This is a genomic window from Synechococcus sp. H55.8 (assembly GCF_047462375.1).
In the GTDB taxonomy this organism is placed as follows: Bacteria; Cyanobacteriota; Cyanobacteriia; order Thermostichales; family Thermostichaceae; genus Thermostichus.
Genome location: NZ_JANSJC010000040.1, coordinates 1 through 16,061, shown reverse-complemented (window position 1 = coordinate 16,061; position 16,061 = coordinate 1). Strand labels below are relative to the sequence as shown.

Sequence of the window (16,061 nt, the reverse complement as noted above, 5' to 3'; positions counted from 1 at the left end):
GGGGGGTCGGCCGCCCCCCCCCGCCGCGGGGCGGGGGGGGGGCGGGGCACCCCCGGGGCGCGGGGCCGGGGGTGAGGGGTCGCCTCTAGGGCCGGAGCAGGTCGGCGGATCCAGCGCCGGGGATCGGCAAGCGTTGCAGCGGTTCTGGGGTGGGCGGGGCAGGGACAGGGTTCAAGGCGGTGGGAATGTACAGGGGCTTGGGATCGGGATCCCCGCCGAAGGCCAGCAGAATGGCCCGCAGCAGGGCCTGTCGCTGTTGCCGGGTCAGGGCTTGCACGGCTGCCTTGTCTTGGGCATAGGGGTTAACCGTCAGGCGCTCGGCACCCGGGTAGCGCTGGGCAACTATCGGCTCATTGGCGTCCAAATAGTCCGCTAGCGTCAGTTGCCAGTCAAAGCGGTCGGTAGGAGAGCGACCGACCACCTGCAGGTGGTAGACCATCATCCGCCGCACTAAGGTATCTTCCTCGGGCGCGGGGCCGCCGTCATTGGGGTTCACGGGGGTATAGCCATTTTCCAGCGGCAAATCTGGCAAGGCCGCGTAGACCTGCCGCGCCGCCTCAGGGATCAGCCGCAACTGGGCATAGGCAGGGCCGGATCCCAGTAGAGCCACAGCGGCAATAACAGCCCAACCCCGCAAGAGAGCGTCTTTTCTCACTCTGCTGACTGCAAAACTCTTTTTTACTTGTAGCAAACTGGATCCCTGTCTTCCCGATCTCTCGGCAAGCTCAACAAGCTGGCCCGCAGCCTTGGGTGAGCTTTAGCTTAATCGGCGGGAAGCCCGTACTCTATCGGTTCGCGCAGCGTGGCGTAGGCCATGTTGTGTTGACTCAACGAAGATGAGGGTCGGGGGTCGTTCACTCAATGCTCAATCCTTCGATCACCTGTGGTTGAGAGCGTGGCTTAAGGGGAGCAGATTGGGCCAGGCGATCCCGTTGGCGATGCGCCTGAAAGTGATTTTGCCACAAGCCGAGGATATCTAGGGTTTCGCCACCATGCTGGGTGTAGCGCTGCCGCACTTTACACAGAACAGGGGTATTGACACACACACCGGAGACGATTACCTGACCCTTGCTCAAAGCCGGCAATTCTTGGAGCAGATCCCGTCCGGCAGCCTCAACGCTGTGGCGCAGGTTTTCTTGATCGGAAGGGTTGACGATTCGCATCAAAAATTGGCTCATGCATTGCGACAGAATATCCGAGTCCAACTTGCCGGGGCGTTGCGTAATGAGACCTACTCCCAGTCCAAACTTGCGTCCTTCGCTAAGGATGGTGCGCAACACCTGCTTGCAGCGGGAAGGCTCGTGGGCAGGGGCAAAGCGATGGGCCTCTTCCAACAAGATAAAAACAGGATAGGGCAGGTAATTTTCATCCCCCGGCTGGATCTTGCCTTTATGGGTGTTAATGCGGGCGTAATTGGCCTGGCGCAGAATAGCAGCGGCAATCACCTGCTGCTCTTCCTGGCTAATCTCGTGCATTTGTAAGATGGTTACCTGCCCTGGCTCAAACAAATCCTTTGGAGCCAGGTGTTCTACATTGCTGAAATAGGGAGAGCGATCGATCTGCTCCAGCTTCCACTCCAGGGCAGGTGCTGAGGATCCTTGAGATCCATCTTCCTTGGAATCCGCTTCGTTGACGGCGTCGATCAGATCCTGAATCGTCCAACGTACTGGATTAAACTGGGTAACCTTGCGGAAAGCCTTCTCTAGGAAAGATTTCTGCCGGTCGGTGGTCTCTGGCAGGAGGGTAAGGATATCGAAAAAGTTGAGAGAAGACACGCGGATCTTAATTTCTTGTGGGGAGAGAACCTTAACCTTAGGGCGGTAGCCGTCTTCGCCCAAAAACTTGGGGTGGGACTGCATCTCTGCCAGCGTATGGTATTCCCCATGAGGATCAAAAATAAGAACAGCAGCCCGGTTTTTGGGCAACATCAACTCTTCAATCAAGACCCCCGCCGTATAGGATTTTCCGGATCCCGTCCCTGCCAAAATAGCCAGATGGGTGCTAACCATTTCCTTGACATCCAGCACCACGGGCACCGCTCCCTCATCGCGCAACAGCAAACTGCCCAAGTGAGCGCCCCCAATGGCTGTTTCATCCCGTTTGTTCAAAATCGATTTCAGCAGACGATTGGAGGCCAAAAAGACTTTGGCACCGGGATCCGGAGGGCGACGGGGGTTAATAAAGCCCATGGCGCGGTGAAAATAGCCGATGACCTCGACGGTAACTGCGTAGATTTCTGGGTTGGGATGGGTAAAGCCCACCAAAGCCACAATGGTGCTGGGATCGATCTCGGTGTCGGCAAAGATGCGATCGGGAATGTGATCCAAAAGCTGGACTTGGCTGATTTTGCCTAGGATTTGCAGGGTTTGGGACTGGAGATCCCGCACTTCATAGTAGACAAAATCGCCTACCCTTACGGCTTGGGTATTGGAAGTGATAAACACATATTGGTTGGGGGTTTCACCGGGGCCCTTGACGGTGCCGATTACCTCTGGGGCCTCTTCATCAGAGGAGAAAACAGCTTTTGGATAGCGCCCATTCTCAGAGGGCTGAGGCATCCCTACAGTTTTTTTGGTCATCAGCGCATCGCTCCTACGGTCATTTTCCAGGCCAATTCTTTGCTTAGAATTTGCAGGGCCCGCTGTTGGGCTGGATCGGAAAACATGGGTATGATATCGTTCAAGACTTGATAAATAAGGTGGTCAGCAAAGTTGCCACCGCTGCTCAAGAGCAATCCATAATACGAAAACTGGGTTTGACCTTGGGGATCTTGGTGAAAACGTAGGATTTCTTCTTGGCTCATGCGAAAAACGGGTGTGTTTACGGGCACCACCACGCGCGGGATCCCTTGCCGGCCACAGCCCCGCTCTTCGTCCAAAGCTCCGATGAGAACCACCGAAAGCAGTGTGCGCACCTCGTTTTGTAAATCAGGGGAAAAATAGGGATCCGGCTGGCTGGAAAGGCGTGGGCCGGAGTTGAGAAAGAGTGGGTTGACAATTTGGGTGTTATAGACCAGACCCACAGCCCAGTGCCGTTGATCGCTCTCCAGCTTAACAAAGCTGCCAAAGCCATAGTCGTCGGGAGAGGGAGGATTCTTGACTTCTAAGATGTCATCCACCTGCACTACGTAGTCGCAGTGATTGTTGGAGCGAACCACCTTGCCCAATCTCATCGAACCCGCCTCCGCTGCAGTTTACTCACCGTTTTCTGAGATAACCTGAGGCTGAGCTTCTCGCGGCTTGCCCAATCTTGCATCAGGCGCAGGAAAAGGTTGCGATCTTCGTTGCGAATGACGGCTATTTGATCGGCTGTCTCCAGCACATAAGGATAGCCTCTTCCAATGATCACCTCGCAGCGCACCAGATCCACCACCCAGTCCAAAAGTCCTGCCTCATAAACCCAAACCGGTATCTCCAGCCGGGCCGGAAAGTTGTTGTTGGTGCGCAAATAAACAAATCCCACCCGCTCCCGCATTTCTTGGTAGGAGTTGAGGATCCCATCTTGAGGGTTGAGGCTGCCGCCACGAGCGCAGATAAAAAAAGGCGTGCGCTCCCCCCACTCTAGCCAGGGGCTAAGCAATTGGGCATCGTGGAGCTGAGGAGCTTCAGGAAGATCGAAGCAATGCCGCAGCAATGTCACCAGATCTGAGGTATAGGTGGTGTCGATGTAGGCAACGATGGGGATCCGGTTTTGCTCGCTGGCCCGCAGCACCTGGAGTAAACACTGTACGTAGAAATCTCGGCTTTCCGGCTCAAGAGCTTCCGCGAAGGTAGCCACTAACGCCCCATCTAAAAAGGCCAACTTTCGGGATCCAGGCTGAGCTCTCCGGATATATTCCACCAGCTTTTCTGTTTCCATTTGAAAGCGGCGCATGTTGACAACGCGCTCTTTAGGCTCGCCGCTGCTATCGGATCCCAAATCCTTTGGAGTCAGTACATCGACTTGAATATCTTTTTCGTACAGGCCTTGGGCAGAGTGATGATTCTCATACCAGCCGATCTGCACCAAGGCCACTGGGATCGACAGATCCTTGCTGGGATAAATCTGGGATCCGTCTACTGCGAAGGTGGGAATGTTTTTGATAACCGACCTTGCCCATTCACAGCTTTCTTCATAGTTAGTCCATTCTTTCTCAAAAGGGATCTTCCAACTGGAGTAACGATCCCATTCCTCAGTGGGCAAAGCACCTGGAAAAGAGAATAGAGCAATTTTTTCGGCAATCTCTAAACTCGACCACTGGCACAAGCTTTCCATGGCCTGCCGATACCATTCTCTGCGCTCCGATAGCCCTTGATCAAAAGTGGCAAAGGCTTCTCGCTTTTGTTGCAGTACCGCCAGGATCCGGTCGGCTCTAAACACCATAGGTGGGATCCCTCCTCATCTGGTCAGAGCCGGAGTGCCTCTCCACCCGAATGATGTTCTCCGTTACTTGCTCAAAGGTATCATCGTGGCTGATTACAAATAGCTGCTGAAAAGATCGCAAATTGGTGATGGCCTCTGCCAGCCGCTGTCGCCGCTGGGCGTCCATATTGGTGGTGGGCTCATCAAAGAAGGCGATGTCCAGTTGCCCCAGCACCTTGAGCAAAGCCAAGCGCACCGCTAGGGCCGCTGACATTTGCTCCCCTCCTGAAAGGCTGGCAAACCGTCGCTTACGACTGCCGGCTTCCTGAACCCAGATCTCATAGTCGGTTTCCCAGGTCAGGGTGATGTTGGAGCGGTTGAGAATTTCGCGGAAGAGGTGATCGGCGGTATCGTTGATCTGCTGCAGGTAGTGCTGGGTAACTTGAGGGCCAGCCTTTTTATAGGTATCTCGGCTAAATTTGATAAAGCGATGTAGGCGTTCTTTCTCATTTTTTTCTGCCTCAACCTGCTTTAAGCTTTCCCTGACCTGTTCCAGCTGCCGCAACCTTTCCTGGATTTTGCTCAGTTGAGGAGCTAAGCTCTCCAGCCGGGCTTGAGCTTCGGCTTTTTGGATTTGGGTGGTCTGCAAAAGGGCTCGAAGGCGCTCATGCTCCTGTGGTTGATACAGAGCAGCCAAGGGATCCCGCTGCAACCGCAGTTGGGACAGTTGAGCTTGCAACTCCTGTTGTTGGGCGCTTAGCTCGGCCAGCTTTTGTTCCCGTTCGGGAAGCAATTTGGCGATCGGCTCGGCCCGCAGATAATGCTCGTGATCCAATCGGTATCGTTCACGTTGTTTCTGTAGGGATCCCAGCTCTCGATCCAGGTGCTCGGTTTGGGATAGGGCCTCGTCAATAGGGCCGAGCGTTGCTTCCAAATCCCGAAGCTGCTGCAGACACTCGGCCTGCATTTGCAAATACTGCTTTTCCTGTTTTAACTCTGCTTTGAGCCGCTCGGCTTGACTTCTGGGATCCCCCAAAGATTTCAAGGCTTCAGCCGCTTTTTCGATTTGAGCCTGCAGTTGATCCCTTGAACCTTGAGCACTTTCCCATTGGCCAATTTGAGCCTGTTTCTCTTGACCAGCTTTTTGCAGCTGCTCCAGTAGCGCTTGGGCGGTTTTGAGTTCCTCTTTTCGTTGCGGCAAGCTTTGGGCAAGGGCCTGCAAGCGAATAACGGTTTCATAGCCGCTGCGATGGCCTTTTTGCTCCTCCCGCAAATCGGCAATTCTGTCCTCTAGATCCCGCAAAGGCTCAAGCTGTCGTTCCAGATTTTCGAGCTGTTGCTGGAGTTGGTGGATGTGCTTTGTGAGCTGTTGGTATTCTTGCTCCACTCTGGGCTTGCCATTCAGCTCTTTTTCCAGACGTTGGATTTGTCCCTTGGGATCCCCCAGGGCTTGGAGCGCCTGACCGATTTCCTGTTGTTGCCGCAGGAAGGTTGGCTCGGCCTCAAGGCTCCAGTGAAGGTCATCAATTTGGCTTTGCCGTTCAGCTTGCAATTGCAGCAGCCGTTCTACTTGGGCTTCCAAATCGGGGATTTGTGCGGTTAGGCCGAGCAAGGGTTGCAAAGTCCTGAGTTGTTTTTGGATGTCGGCCAACTGCTGATGAAGTTGGGGTTCGGAAGTTTGGGGAGCCAGATCTTGCAAAATGTGATGGATGGACTGGAGCAACTGCTGGCTAAGCGCTGAAGATTGGGCAAGCACTTCCGGGATCCGCTGCCACAGAGGTTGAAGTTGGGGATAATTGTGTTGCTGCGCTTCCAATTGGCTCAGAAGTTGTTGGATGCTGTGGTGCTGTTGAGCAAAGCGATTCGAGCCCTGCTCAAAGATGGCTTGTAGCTCCTGTTGAAATTGACGAGCTGCAGCAATGCGGCTGAGCTGAGTTTGCAGGCGCTCCTGTTGAGCTTCGAGCGTAGGAATGGCGGCTACGCGATCCAAATCTGCCTGCCGTTGTCTCAGTTGGAGTTGGAGTTGTTCCAATTGAACTTGGCCTTGTTCCTGTTCCGTTTCCCGTTGTTTGAGTTCAAGGCGCAGGGTCTGAAAAGAAGCCAACTTCTGGCTGATTTGGAAGTGGCGTTGCTCTAGGGCAGTCTGCTGTTCGCATAGAGGCTGTAGCTCAAGTTTTTCTGCCGCCATTTTTTGAAAAATCTGGAGCTGATGCTGATATTCGGATCCCCGCAGCTCTAGTTGATGGAGTTGATGTTGCAAAGTTTCCCGCTGAGCCAGTAGGGTTTGTCGGGCTTGCCGCAGCGCTTCCTGATCGGCGATGAGGGCTTCCAGCTCCAGATAACGGTTGTGGGCTGTCTGATGCTGCTGACAAATGACCTGTGCCTGCTCCGCCTCTTGCACTCGATCTTGCAGGAGTTGGCACCGCTGGGCATGGGCTGTCCATGCTGCCCGGAGTTGTTCCCATTCGTGGTGCAGTTGTAGCAAAGTGTTGAGTTGTTGAGTCCAATAGATCTGTTGATGTTCCAGCTCTTCTTGGGCTTGAATTTGCGGAGTCAGCTCCTCCAGCTCCTGCTTCCAGCGCTGTTGTTGGCTCAGCTTTTCTTGCAGTCTGGCCAGTTGGTTTTCAATGTTTTGCTTTTGCAAGAGCAAGGCATCGCGTTGTTTCAACCACTCCAAGCGCTGCTGTTGCTGTTTTTCCAGCTCCCGCAACTGAGCTTCTATGGCCAAAAAGCGCTGGGATCCCTCTTGATACTGCTGTTGTTGTGCTTGGGCTTGCCTGGCTTCTTCCCACAGCTTTTCCGCCTGCTTAAGAGATACATCCAGCAGGGATCCCTTTTGCTCCAGTTGGGCAATCCGGTGATCCAAAGTTTGGATTTGCTCCAGCAATTTCTCCAGTCGCTCAATTTCAATCTTGGCCTGATCCAGGGTGTGAATCGACTGACTCAAGCGCCCTTGCCAATGACCTAGTTCTTGCTGGATTTTCTGCCGCTCGGTTTGGAGCGGATCCCATTCCTGTAGCTGTTGACGCAGCAACTCAATTTGATGATGAATCGCCTGGACTTGTGCTTCGCTGTATTTTTCGACCGCCAACAGATCTTTGGCTACTTGCTGGTACTCCTCTACTTTTAAGATGCGATCGAAAACTTCTTTGCGATCTCGACCTGTTTTGAGAAAGTCTGCTGTGAAAGTCCCTTGGGGCACCCCAATCGTTGTGGCGAATAGCCGCGCCAGATCGGTACCGGCAGGTACGCCCAAATGTTGCCTCAGCCACGGCAGTACATCGGATTTGCGCTCATACTCCAGGCGCTGCTTCAGTTGCGGATCGAAGAGGCGATATCCCTGGCTAACGCTGCGGCGAACATCGTAGGTGCGCTGATCCCATTGGGAGATAAACTGCACGGTCACCACCGCGTCACTGGCGCCAGAGCGAATGATTTCTTCTTGACTGTAGGGGCAGTAGTCGAACAAAACCCAGGCAATGGCCTCCAGAATGCTGGTTTTGCCCGCTCCGTTTTCTCCGCAAATGGCATTAATGCCTGGCTCAAACGTGAAGATGGCGTCCTCGTGCGACTTGAAGTTCTGTAGAGCCAGAGAGAGGATCCGCATGGTCAGTCTTCTTCCCCCAAAAATGCGTCCCTCAGGTGAGCGTATACTTCCGCTTCGCCTTGTCCATCTAAGACTCTTGCTTTGAGATCCAGGAGTAGCCGCGCCAGCTCTTCGCTGCGCTTGCGATAGTGGGCATGGCTGCTCAGCAGATCCCTGTAGATTTTCTCTTCAATTTGTAGCCTTTGTCCTTCTTCTTCCAGAGAAAGAGCAGCGGATCCGATCTCCAAGGGAGTAGCCTCAAAGCGAAGCAGGACGAGCAAGGCGCCGGTAATCTGCTGAATCTGCTTCTGTAGGGCGCGGCTGTCCAGCTCGTGCTTGGCAAACCCCACCTGCCCCACCAGGCGCAACTCCACCATCGGCTCCATCTCGTGTTCCTGAAGACGGGATCCCCTGGCCAGGGCAATGGCTGCCGCTACCATTTGCTCGGGAGTTTCTCGGCCTTTGGCTTCGAGAGACAGCCGCCGGCGGGGCCGCTGATAGTAGTCTTGTAGCAGCTCGGCTTGGGGCGGGCCATCTCCCCAGCGGACGCGGTAGGCTCCCCGCGGAAAATCCCATTCGGCGGTACTGTTGGCCTCCAGGGATCCCGGATTGAAGATCCACCCGCCCTCAGAATAGCTTTTGTGAATGTGTCCCAAGGCCAGGTAGCCCACCCCCGCTTCCCGCAAAGGCAGCAGATCCCGGTAGCGCAAAGCCCCTTGATAACGGGCCATTTGGCCCTCCAGGCCATGGTGGAACATCAACACCACCCGTTCTGGGCCGGGGGGCAATTGTCGAATGGCCGCCGCCAACTGTTCAATCGACCTAGGGGCTGCCGATCCGTACCACTGGGATCCGATCACCCGCACCCCACAGGGCAAATCCAGATACCCGCCCCGCCCACCTGACCAGGGGCGTAGCTCCAGGCCCTGTTCCCCGGCTTCCGGCTCCAGCAAGATCAACTCTCCGTGATCAGCCAAGTACCTCAGCCAACTGGTCTTGACGCCATAGGGGCGGTTGTCGTGGTTGCCCTCGATGGCCAACACCGGGATCCCGGCCTGCTTCAGCTCGCGTAAGACGATCTGGGCTTGGTTGAGAACGCTGGGCTGAATCTGCCGATGCTCGAACAGATCCCCGGCAATCAGCACAAAGTCCACCGGATCTTGAATGGCATAACGCCGGACAACATCTCGAAAAGCCAAAAAGAAATCCTTGCTCCGCTCCGGGCTGTCGTAGCGGTCATAGCCCAGATGCACATCGGCCAGGTGCAAAAATGTACAGCTTGGGCAGGCCATCTCCAGAGCACCTCGGCAAATTGCCCACAGTTTAGCAAACTCACCTCGCCCAGATATGGGGATCTCCTTCTCTAAATGATCGGGTTCACCGCGGGCATCTCCACTAGGGGTAGGCAGCGGCTGAGGCAACCCCGCCATGAACAGCTCCCGCGAGTTTCTTTAGGTGGAATTGATCAGATCCGTGATATTGTGCTTCATCTTGTTGCAAATGTTATCAAGGGGCAGGTCATTGGGATCCCGGCCAAAGGGGTTTTCAATTTCGATGCCAATCTCTTCAACGCCAAACAGCATAAAGGCCAGAAACCCGACAATCGGGCCGGTCATCCAACCCAAGCCCTCCACCATCTGAAACGGCAAAGACAAACAGTAGAGCAACAACAATTGCTTCAGATGGAGGGCATAGGCCATGGGCATCGGGGTCAGCAAAATGCGCTCGCAAGCCCCTAGCGCCTCCACCATGCTGTTGAGCTGCTCCACCATGATCGTAAGCTGGTAGACCTCAACGCGGCCCCTTTGGTATTGGCGTTGCAGGTAATCTCCGATCCAAAAGGCAATTTGCAAAGGGGGATGGTTGAGGCTTTTGAGGCGTTGCAACTGCTCCGGGCTGAGGAGGGGCTGAAGCTCATCCGCCAAGAATTCTTGGCGCAGATGTTGCTTCATGGCGATGGCAAAAGCGGGCAGTAGATAGAGGATCTTGATTTTCTCTTCCCGATCGCCGGGCTGCTTTTCTTCAATGGCCACCCAAATTAGGCGGGCTAAGTTGCGCACATTGTTCACCACGGCTCCCCAGGCTTTTCGCCCCTCCCAAAAGCGTTCGTAGGCGGTGTTTGTCCGAAATACCAGCATCAAACCCAGAACGATGTTGGGCACAAAGGCCACCAACGAGGACAACGCCAGGGGCAGCCCCAGTTTGTAGAAAACGGAAACCAGCACCCCAACCAAGCTGCAGACGAGGGTGCGGGGCAGCACTGCCGGTACAACTGAGCCTTGCAACTGCAGGGCCAGGCGAAACCAACGCAGCCCCTCTCCTGAGAGATATTGGCGAATCATGGGTAATGTCGGCAAGCTTGCCCCCTGATCCTACAGCCACAGCCATTCCTGCAGTCTTTCCCGGTCATGGCTGAGCGGCAGGGATCCAGAAGTTGCTCTGCAACAGAGGCGGGCCTGTGGGCGACTCGCTCCCTCCTGCCGGTTCGAGGGTGATCCAAAGGCGGGTCGGCTGCTGGGAAGGGGTGGGTTGGCTGAGCCATTGCAGGGATCCCTCGGCGTTGACGGCGAAGGTGCCGGCGCTTTCCAGCCGTCGTCCCCCTCCCTGCATATCCGACTCCAGCCACAGTTGGTAGGTGCTGCCCAGAGGAGCAGGGGGCATTTCTGAAGCCAAGAGCAGCACCTGCTTGGCACGGGGCGACCAGAGAGCTTGCACCAGGAAGGGGTTGCGGAAGTTGGGATCCCGCAAAATGGTTCTCTGCACCTGCGGTTGGCGCTGCCACTCTTGGTAGAGCCGTTGAATGGCCACTGTCTCTCCCCCGATTTGGGATCCCAGCCGCCAGTAGGCCGCCGTTATGGCCAGCGCGTAGATCCCCAACGCTGCCAAGCCGCCCCAGAGAAGACGTCGCGGCCACAAAGGAGGTGCGACCCGGATGGAGGCAGGGGCGGGCAACCAGCTCCAGCGCCGCAAGCGTTCTTGGGCTTGAAAGGCCGTCAACTCGTAGAGCCACAGAGCCACCGAGCGATCCCGCTGCAGATCGAAGGCCTCTGCATGTCTCCAGCAGAACGCAAACACCTGGCGCACCACCTCTTCGGCTTGGTGAGGCTGCTTGAGGGTAGCCAGCGCGATCTCCAGCAGGCGCTTCTGGTAGCGATCCTTGAGCAAAAAGTGGCTGCGGCGATCCCGCAGTTGGATCTGGCGCATCAGCTCGAAATCGGTCGGCTCCGCCATAGCCCTCCATCGGCTGCGCCTGCCCGGCCCGGCTTTGGATCAAGCGGTAGCGCCAGGCTGGCAGCTTTTTCAGAAATATACACCAGCCCTGGAGCCAGCTCACCGGCAAGCTGGCCTATTTTGTCATGGCTGGCACGGATCCCTTAACCGGGATCCCGGCCATGCGACTTTTTGGATCAGCTTCTACACAACAAGGGGATATCCTCAGGCGGCGTCCTTCTCGACCACCTTCTCCGCCTCTGTGCCGGCAACAGGTTCGTCATCGCTGCTGGGGTTGTTCATCTCTTGTTTGAAGCTGCGCAACGCTTTGCCAAAGGCGCTGCCCAACTCCGGCAGCTTCTTGGGGCCGAACACGACCACCGCGATCACCCCAATCACGGCCAGCTCTGGCAGGCCCATGCCGAAGATGCTCACGGCCAGGATAGGTTCGCTCGACAGCAGGATAGCCATAAGTCCCCAAAACCCCAAAAACAAGACAAGCCGACCAACCCAGCTTAGGAAGGGATCGATCCGTCTCACTTTAGCAAGTTCTTCTCCCCTGGAGAAAGGGTTTGGCTGGTGCAGGAGCTTGTCGTCGTTCCGCTCCTGGGCCGACTTGGGAGGAGATCGATAAGATGGAGCTAGTTTTTGTGGATCCCTCAGCTCTGCAGCCGTTGGCCATTTTCTCACCCCCAAACGCCATGTCTGTCCCTTACGATCTCGTGGTCATCGGCGCCGGCGCGGCGGGTCTGGTGGTGGCCAGCGCTGCTGCCCAACTGCAGGCCAAGGTGCTGCTGGTGGAGGCCAGCGACCGCCTAGGCGGGGACTGCCTCTGGTATGGCTGTGTGCCCAGCAAAGCCCTCCTGTGCGTGGCCCACACGGTTCAGCGGCTGCGCCGGTCTGTTGCCGCCGGCTGGGTTGCTTCTCCCAGCCCAGCAGGGATCGCGGTGGATTATCTCAAAGTGTACGAACATATTCGCGCCACCCAGAGCTACATTGCCAACCACGCGGATTCGCCAGATCGCTTCCGCCAACTGGGGGTGGAACTGGTGTTTGGCAAGGGGCGCTTTGTGGATGGGCGCACCTTTGAAGTGGCGGGAAAGCGAGTGCGGGCGCGGGCTTTTGTGGTGGCCACCGGATCCCGTCCGGCGGTTCCCCCTTTGCCTGGCCTGGCCGAGGCGGGCTACCTGACCAACGAATCGATCTTTGATTTGACCCGCCTGCCTCGATCGGTGGCGGTGATGGGGGCGGGGCCGGTGGGCTGTGAGTTGGGCCAAGCGCTGGCCCGTCTGGGATCCGAGGTGACCCTCATTGCCAGCCGCGATCACATTCTGCCCAAAGTAGATCCGGAGGCCGCCCAGGTGGTGCAGCAGCAGTTGGCCCAAGACGGGATCCGCCTCCTCACCCAGGTGCGCGCTGTCCGCGCTGGCCAGGAGCAGGGGGAAAAATTGCTCTACCTCAAGGCCGGCACAGGCTCTGCCGTCGGCCAGCTCTCCGAGGCAGGCGAGGCGGTGATCCGCGCGGAGGAAATCTTGGTGGCTGCCGGTCGGATCCCGAATGTGGAAGGGCTGGGGCTAGAGGCTGCCGGCGTGCGCTACACCCCCCAAGGGATCCAGGTGAACAGCAAGCTGCAAACCAGCAACCCCCGCATCTACGCCTGTGGAGATGTCATCGGCGGGCCGCAGTTCACCCATGTGGCGGCTTACGAGGCGGCGGTGGCCCTGGTCAATGCCCTGTTTTTCCCCATCAGCCGGGCGCGTTACCAGGTCATTCCCTGGGCCATCTTTACCGAGCCGGAGCTGGCTCAGGTGGGTCTCACGGAAAGCGAGGCCCGGCAGCAATACGGCAAAGACGTGATGGTGCTCAAACAGGAGTTTGCCGAGGTGGATCGGGCCCAGGCAGAAGCGGCCCCCCTCGGCTTTGCCAAGGTGATCTGCCGGCGCAACGGCCAGATCTTAGGGGCCCACCTGGTGGGATCCCAGGCTGGCGAGCTGATTCACGAGGTGGTCTTAGCCATGAGCCGGCAGCTGCCCGTCTCTGCCCTGACAGGGATCCACATCTACCCCACCCGCTCGCAGGTCAATGCCAAGGTGGCCCTGCAGTACCGCAAGCAACAATTGGCCGCCAATCCCCGCCTGCAGAACTTCCTGCAAGGGTTCTTCGCCTGGAGACGGGCCTGGAGCTGACAGGCCGCTAGACTGGAATCAGTCGTTTGCTGAGACTTCATCGATGGGCTTTTTCCTGTCTGCCGAACAAGTGGGTCAGTTGGTCTGCAATCAATGGCAGGATCCCTATGCCGTTTTGGGGCCACAGCAGATAGAAGAGGCCGGGGAATCTTTTTGGTTGGTACGCGCCCTAGTGCCCAATGCAAAACAGGTTTGGCTGGTGGAACGATCCAGCGGCCAGGCCCACCCGATGCAGCCGCTGCACCCGGAAACGTTGTTTGAGCTGCGCTTTGCGCCTGGCACGCCGCTTCCAGACTACTTTCTGCGGGCGCAACGGGTCTGGGATCCGGAGGGGCAGCACCTAGAAGAATGGGAGGATCCCTATCGCTTTCCCATCGAGAAGGTCAACCACATCGGCGAGCTGGATCGCTACCTCTTCAACGAGGGGAATCACCACCGCATTTACGAGAAGCTGGGCGCCCATCCCATCAGCGTAGATGGGGTTCAGGGAGTCCACTTTGCCGTCTGGGCCCCCAACGCCCGCAATGTCAGCGTTATCGGCGACTTCAACCACTGGGACGGGCGCCAACACCAGATGAAGCGGCTGGGCGAAAGCGGCATCTGGGCCGTGTTCATCCCCGGCATTGGGCCAGGAGCCATCTACAAGTACGAGGTGAAAACCTCCTGGGGGGATATCTACGAAAAATCGGATCCCTATGGCTTTCAGCAGGAGGTGCGACCCAAAACCGGCTCGATTGTAGCCGACCTCAACACCTACACCTGGCACGACCAGGAGTGGCTGGAAAAACGGGCTGCCACCGACCCGCTGCGCTCGCCGATTTCGGTGTACGAGGTGCATTTGGGATCCTGGATGCACGCTTCCACGGAAGACCCGTCCCCCGATGGGCACCTGGTGTCGGTGGATCAAAAGCCCAACACCCGCTTTCTCACCTACCGGGAGCTGGCAGACAAGTTGATCCCCTATGTCAAGGAGCTGGGCTTTACCCACATCGAGCTCTTGCCGGTAGCCGAACACCCCTTCGACGGCTCCTGGGGCTACCAGGTAATCGGCTACTACGCGGTAACCTCCCGCTACGGATCACCGCAAGACTTTATGTACTTTGTCGATCGCGCCCACCAGGCTGGCATTGGCGTGATTGTCGATTGGGTGCCGGGGCATTTTCCCAAAGATGGGCATGGGCTGGCCTTTTTCGATGGCACCCACCTCTACGAATACGCCGACCCTCGCAAAGGAGAACACAAAGGTTGGGGCACTTTAGTGTTCAATTATGGCCGCAACGAGGTGCGCAACTATCTGGTGGCCAACGCCCTTTTTTGGTTTGAGAAATACCACATCGACGGGATCCGAGTGGATGCGGTGGCCTCAATGCTTTATCTGGACTATGACCGCAAAGACTGGATCCCCAATTGCTACGGTGGGCGAGAACATTTGGAGGCGATTGACTTCTTCCGCCAGCTCAATACCCTCATTTTTAAGTACTACCCCGGCGCTCTTTCGATTGCCGAGGAGTCTACCGCCTGGCCGATGGTAACCTGGCCAACCCATGTGGGCGGGCTGGGCTTTAACCTCAAGTGGAACATGGGCTGGATGCACGACATGCTGGACTATTTCCGCATGGATCCCTGGTTCCGCCAGTTCCATCACAACCTAGTGACTTTCAGCCTCATGTATGCCTTCAGCGAAAATTACATGCTGGCTTTTTCCCACGATGAGGTGGTACACGGCAAGAGCCACATGCTGGGCAAAATGCCGGGGGATCACTGGCATAAGTTTGCCAGCCTGCGGGCTTTGTACGGCTACATGTTCACCCACCCCGGCAAGAAAACCTTGTTTATGAGCATGGAGTTTGGCCAGTGGAACGAGTGGAATGTGTGGGCAGATCTAGACTGGGGGCTGCTGCAATATGAGCCCCACGCCAAACTGCGCCACTACGTGGCCAGCTTGAACCATCTGCTGCGTTCGCAACCGGCCCTCTACACCCAAGACACCAAGCCAGAAGGGTTCCGCTGGATCGACTGCAGCGACCATCGCGGCATTGTTTCGTTCATCCGCTATGCAGAGGATCCCAAGGAATGGCTGGTGGTGGTGTGTAACTTTACGCCGGTGGTCTGGCCGAATTACCGCATTGGGGTGCCGCAGCGAGGGTTTTACCGGGAGCTGCTCAACAGCGACGCGGTGGAGTTCTGGGGCAGCGGCGTCGGCAACTTGGGGGGCAAGTGGACGGATGACTGGGCCTACCACAACCTGCCCTACTCCCTCGATCTTTGCCTGCCGCCCCTCTCTACTCTGGTGCTGAAATGGCAGCCGTCGCAGCCGGCTGAGTCCCAAAATTGACATTCCCTCAGCCCTGCCGCGCATCTGTGAGGACAGGGCTTGGGATCCAGTTTTTGGGGGATTGGAAGAATAACACTCAAGATACTAGGGGCAGGTTTGTTTTGTGAGGATTTCAGCAGTGGCCGCAGCCACCCGCTCCTGCAACTGCCGTCGCCGTGAGTCGGTTGGGTCAGAGCCAGGCACCCGCACCGTGTACCGTTGCTACACCGAGTTGCCCCCCACCGCCACAGGATGAGGCCAGGGATCCCGTGCAACAGGCGGTGAGAAGATAAGAGCCGAGGGAGACAACGCGCTCGGGCGGCAAGGGATTTTTTCCAGCTCCTCTGCCCCATCTGAGCTAGAGTAAACGCGGTCCAGGGAACCGGTAGGCTGGATACAGCTATCGACAGGATGCTTTATGGAG

The 16,061-nt window shown here is 56.9% G+C and carries 12 protein-coding genes; 3 read left to right on the top strand and 9 right to left on the bottom strand.

Annotation, left to right across the window (positions count from 1 at the left end):
- Nucleotides 1-85: 85 nt before the first annotated feature.
- From NW862_RS12295 to tatA, 9 genes are all read right to left on the bottom strand, one after another.
- Nucleotides 86-655, bottom strand: a complete 570-nt coding sequence (locus NW862_RS12295) for a hypothetical protein (RefSeq protein WP_414334986.1) — start codon at nt 653-655, stop codon at nt 86-88.
- A gap of 199 nt (nt 656-854) precedes the next feature.
- The gene (locus tag NW862_RS12290; protein ID WP_414334987.1) at nt 855-2,579 is read right to left on the bottom strand and encodes an ATP-binding protein; all 1,725 of its coding nucleotides are present in this window, start codon (nt 2,577-2,579) and stop codon (nt 855-857) included.
- On the bottom strand, nt 2,579-3,172 hold the full coding sequence (locus tag NW862_RS12285) for a hypothetical protein (protein WP_414334988.1): 594 nt from the start codon (nt 3,170-3,172) through the stop codon (nt 2,579-2,581). Before NW862_RS12285 ends, NW862_RS12290 begins: the two co-directional genes overlap by 1 nt.
- Nucleotides 3,169-4,362: a DNA double-strand break repair nuclease NurA gene (locus NW862_RS12280; protein WP_414349012.1), complete on the bottom strand. Its 1,194-nt coding sequence runs from the start codon at nt 4,360-4,362 to the stop codon at nt 3,169-3,171. The genes NW862_RS12285 and NW862_RS12280 overlap by 4 nt, the downstream gene beginning before the upstream one ends.
- Nucleotides 4,352-7,948 (bottom strand): AAA family ATPase, encoded by a 3,597-nt coding sequence (locus tag NW862_RS12275; RefSeq protein ID WP_414427226.1) that lies wholly within the window; start codon nt 7,946-7,948, stop codon nt 4,352-4,354. Before NW862_RS12275 ends, NW862_RS12280 begins: the two co-directional genes overlap by 11 nt.
- Nucleotides 7,949-7,950: 2 nt before the next feature.
- Complete coding sequence (locus NW862_RS12270; RefSeq protein WP_414334991.1) at nt 7,951-9,219, bottom strand: metallophosphoesterase family protein; 1,269 nt, start codon at nt 9,217-9,219, stop codon at nt 7,951-7,953.
- 159 nt (nt 9,220-9,378) lie between these two features.
- A complete protein-coding gene (locus NW862_RS12265) occupies nt 9,379-10,284 on the bottom strand; it encodes a bestrophin family protein (protein ID WP_414349010.1) in 906 nt (301 codons plus the stop codon).
- Nucleotides 10,285-10,333: 49 nt separating this feature from the next.
- Complete coding sequence (locus NW862_RS12260; RefSeq protein WP_414334993.1) at nt 10,334-11,158, bottom strand: anti-sigma factor domain-containing protein; 825 nt, start codon at nt 11,156-11,158, stop codon at nt 10,334-10,336.
- Nucleotides 11,159-11,362: 204 nt separating this feature from the next.
- A complete protein-coding gene (tatA, locus tag NW862_RS12255) occupies nt 11,363-11,608 on the bottom strand; it encodes a twin-arginine translocase TatA/TatE family subunit (protein WP_414334994.1) in 246 nt (81 codons plus the stop codon).
- 164 nt (nt 11,609-11,772) lie between these two features.
- On the opposite strand from tatA, the gene NW862_RS12250 reads away from it, so the two are divergent.
- From NW862_RS12250 to NW862_RS12240, 3 genes are all read left to right on the top strand, one after another.
- Nucleotides 11,773-13,323, top strand: coding sequence for a dihydrolipoyl dehydrogenase family protein (locus NW862_RS12250; protein WP_414338874.1), 1,551 nt, complete (start codon nt 11,773-11,775; stop codon nt 13,321-13,323).
- Nucleotides 13,324-13,366: 43 nt separating this feature from the next.
- Nucleotides 13,367-15,658: a 1,4-alpha-glucan branching protein GlgB gene (gene glgB, locus NW862_RS12245; protein ID WP_414334996.1), complete on the top strand. Its 2,292-nt coding sequence runs from the start codon at nt 13,367-13,369 to the stop codon at nt 15,656-15,658.
- 103 nt (nt 15,659-15,761) lie between these two features.
- Nucleotides 15,762-15,893, top strand: a complete 132-nt coding sequence (locus NW862_RS12240) for a hypothetical protein (protein ID WP_414334997.1) — start codon at nt 15,762-15,764, stop codon at nt 15,891-15,893.
- Nucleotides 15,894-16,061 lie beyond the last annotated feature (168 nt).

What these genes read in the sequence shown, in the direction of transcription:
- NW862_RS12290 (WP_414334987.1), bottom strand. Translation starts at nt 2,579, where the DNA reads ATGACCAAAAAAACTGTAGGGATGCCTCAGCCCTCTGAGAATGGGCGC.
- NW862_RS12285 (WP_414334988.1), bottom strand. Translation starts at nt 3,172, where the DNA reads ATGAGATTGGGCAAGGTGGTTCGCTCCAACAATCACTGCGACTACGTA.
- NW862_RS12280 (WP_414349012.1), bottom strand. Translation starts at nt 4,362, where the DNA reads ATGGTGTTTAGAGCCGACCGGATCCTGGCGGTACTGCAACAAAAGCGA.
- NW862_RS12275 (WP_414427226.1), bottom strand. Translation starts at nt 7,948, where the DNA reads ATGCGGATCCTCTCTCTGGCTCTACAGAACTTCAAGTCGCACGAGGAC.
- NW862_RS12270 (WP_414334991.1), bottom strand. Translation starts at nt 9,219, where the DNA reads ATGGCCTGCCCAAGCTGTACATTTTTGCACCTGGCCGATGTGCATCTG.
- NW862_RS12260 (WP_414334993.1), bottom strand. Translation starts at nt 11,158, where the DNA reads ATGGCGGAGCCGACCGATTTCGAGCTGATGCGCCAGATCCAACTGCGG.
- tatA (WP_414334994.1), bottom strand. Translation starts at nt 11,608, where the DNA reads ATGGCTATCCTGCTGTCGAGCGAACCTATCCTGGCCGTGAGCATCTTC.
- NW862_RS12250 (WP_414338874.1), top strand. Translation starts at nt 11,773, where the DNA reads ATGGAGCTAGTTTTTGTGGATCCCTCAGCTCTGCAGCCGTTGGCCATT.
- glgB (WP_414334996.1), top strand. Translation starts at nt 13,367, where the DNA reads ATGGGCTTTTTCCTGTCTGCCGAACAAGTGGGTCAGTTGGTCTGCAAT.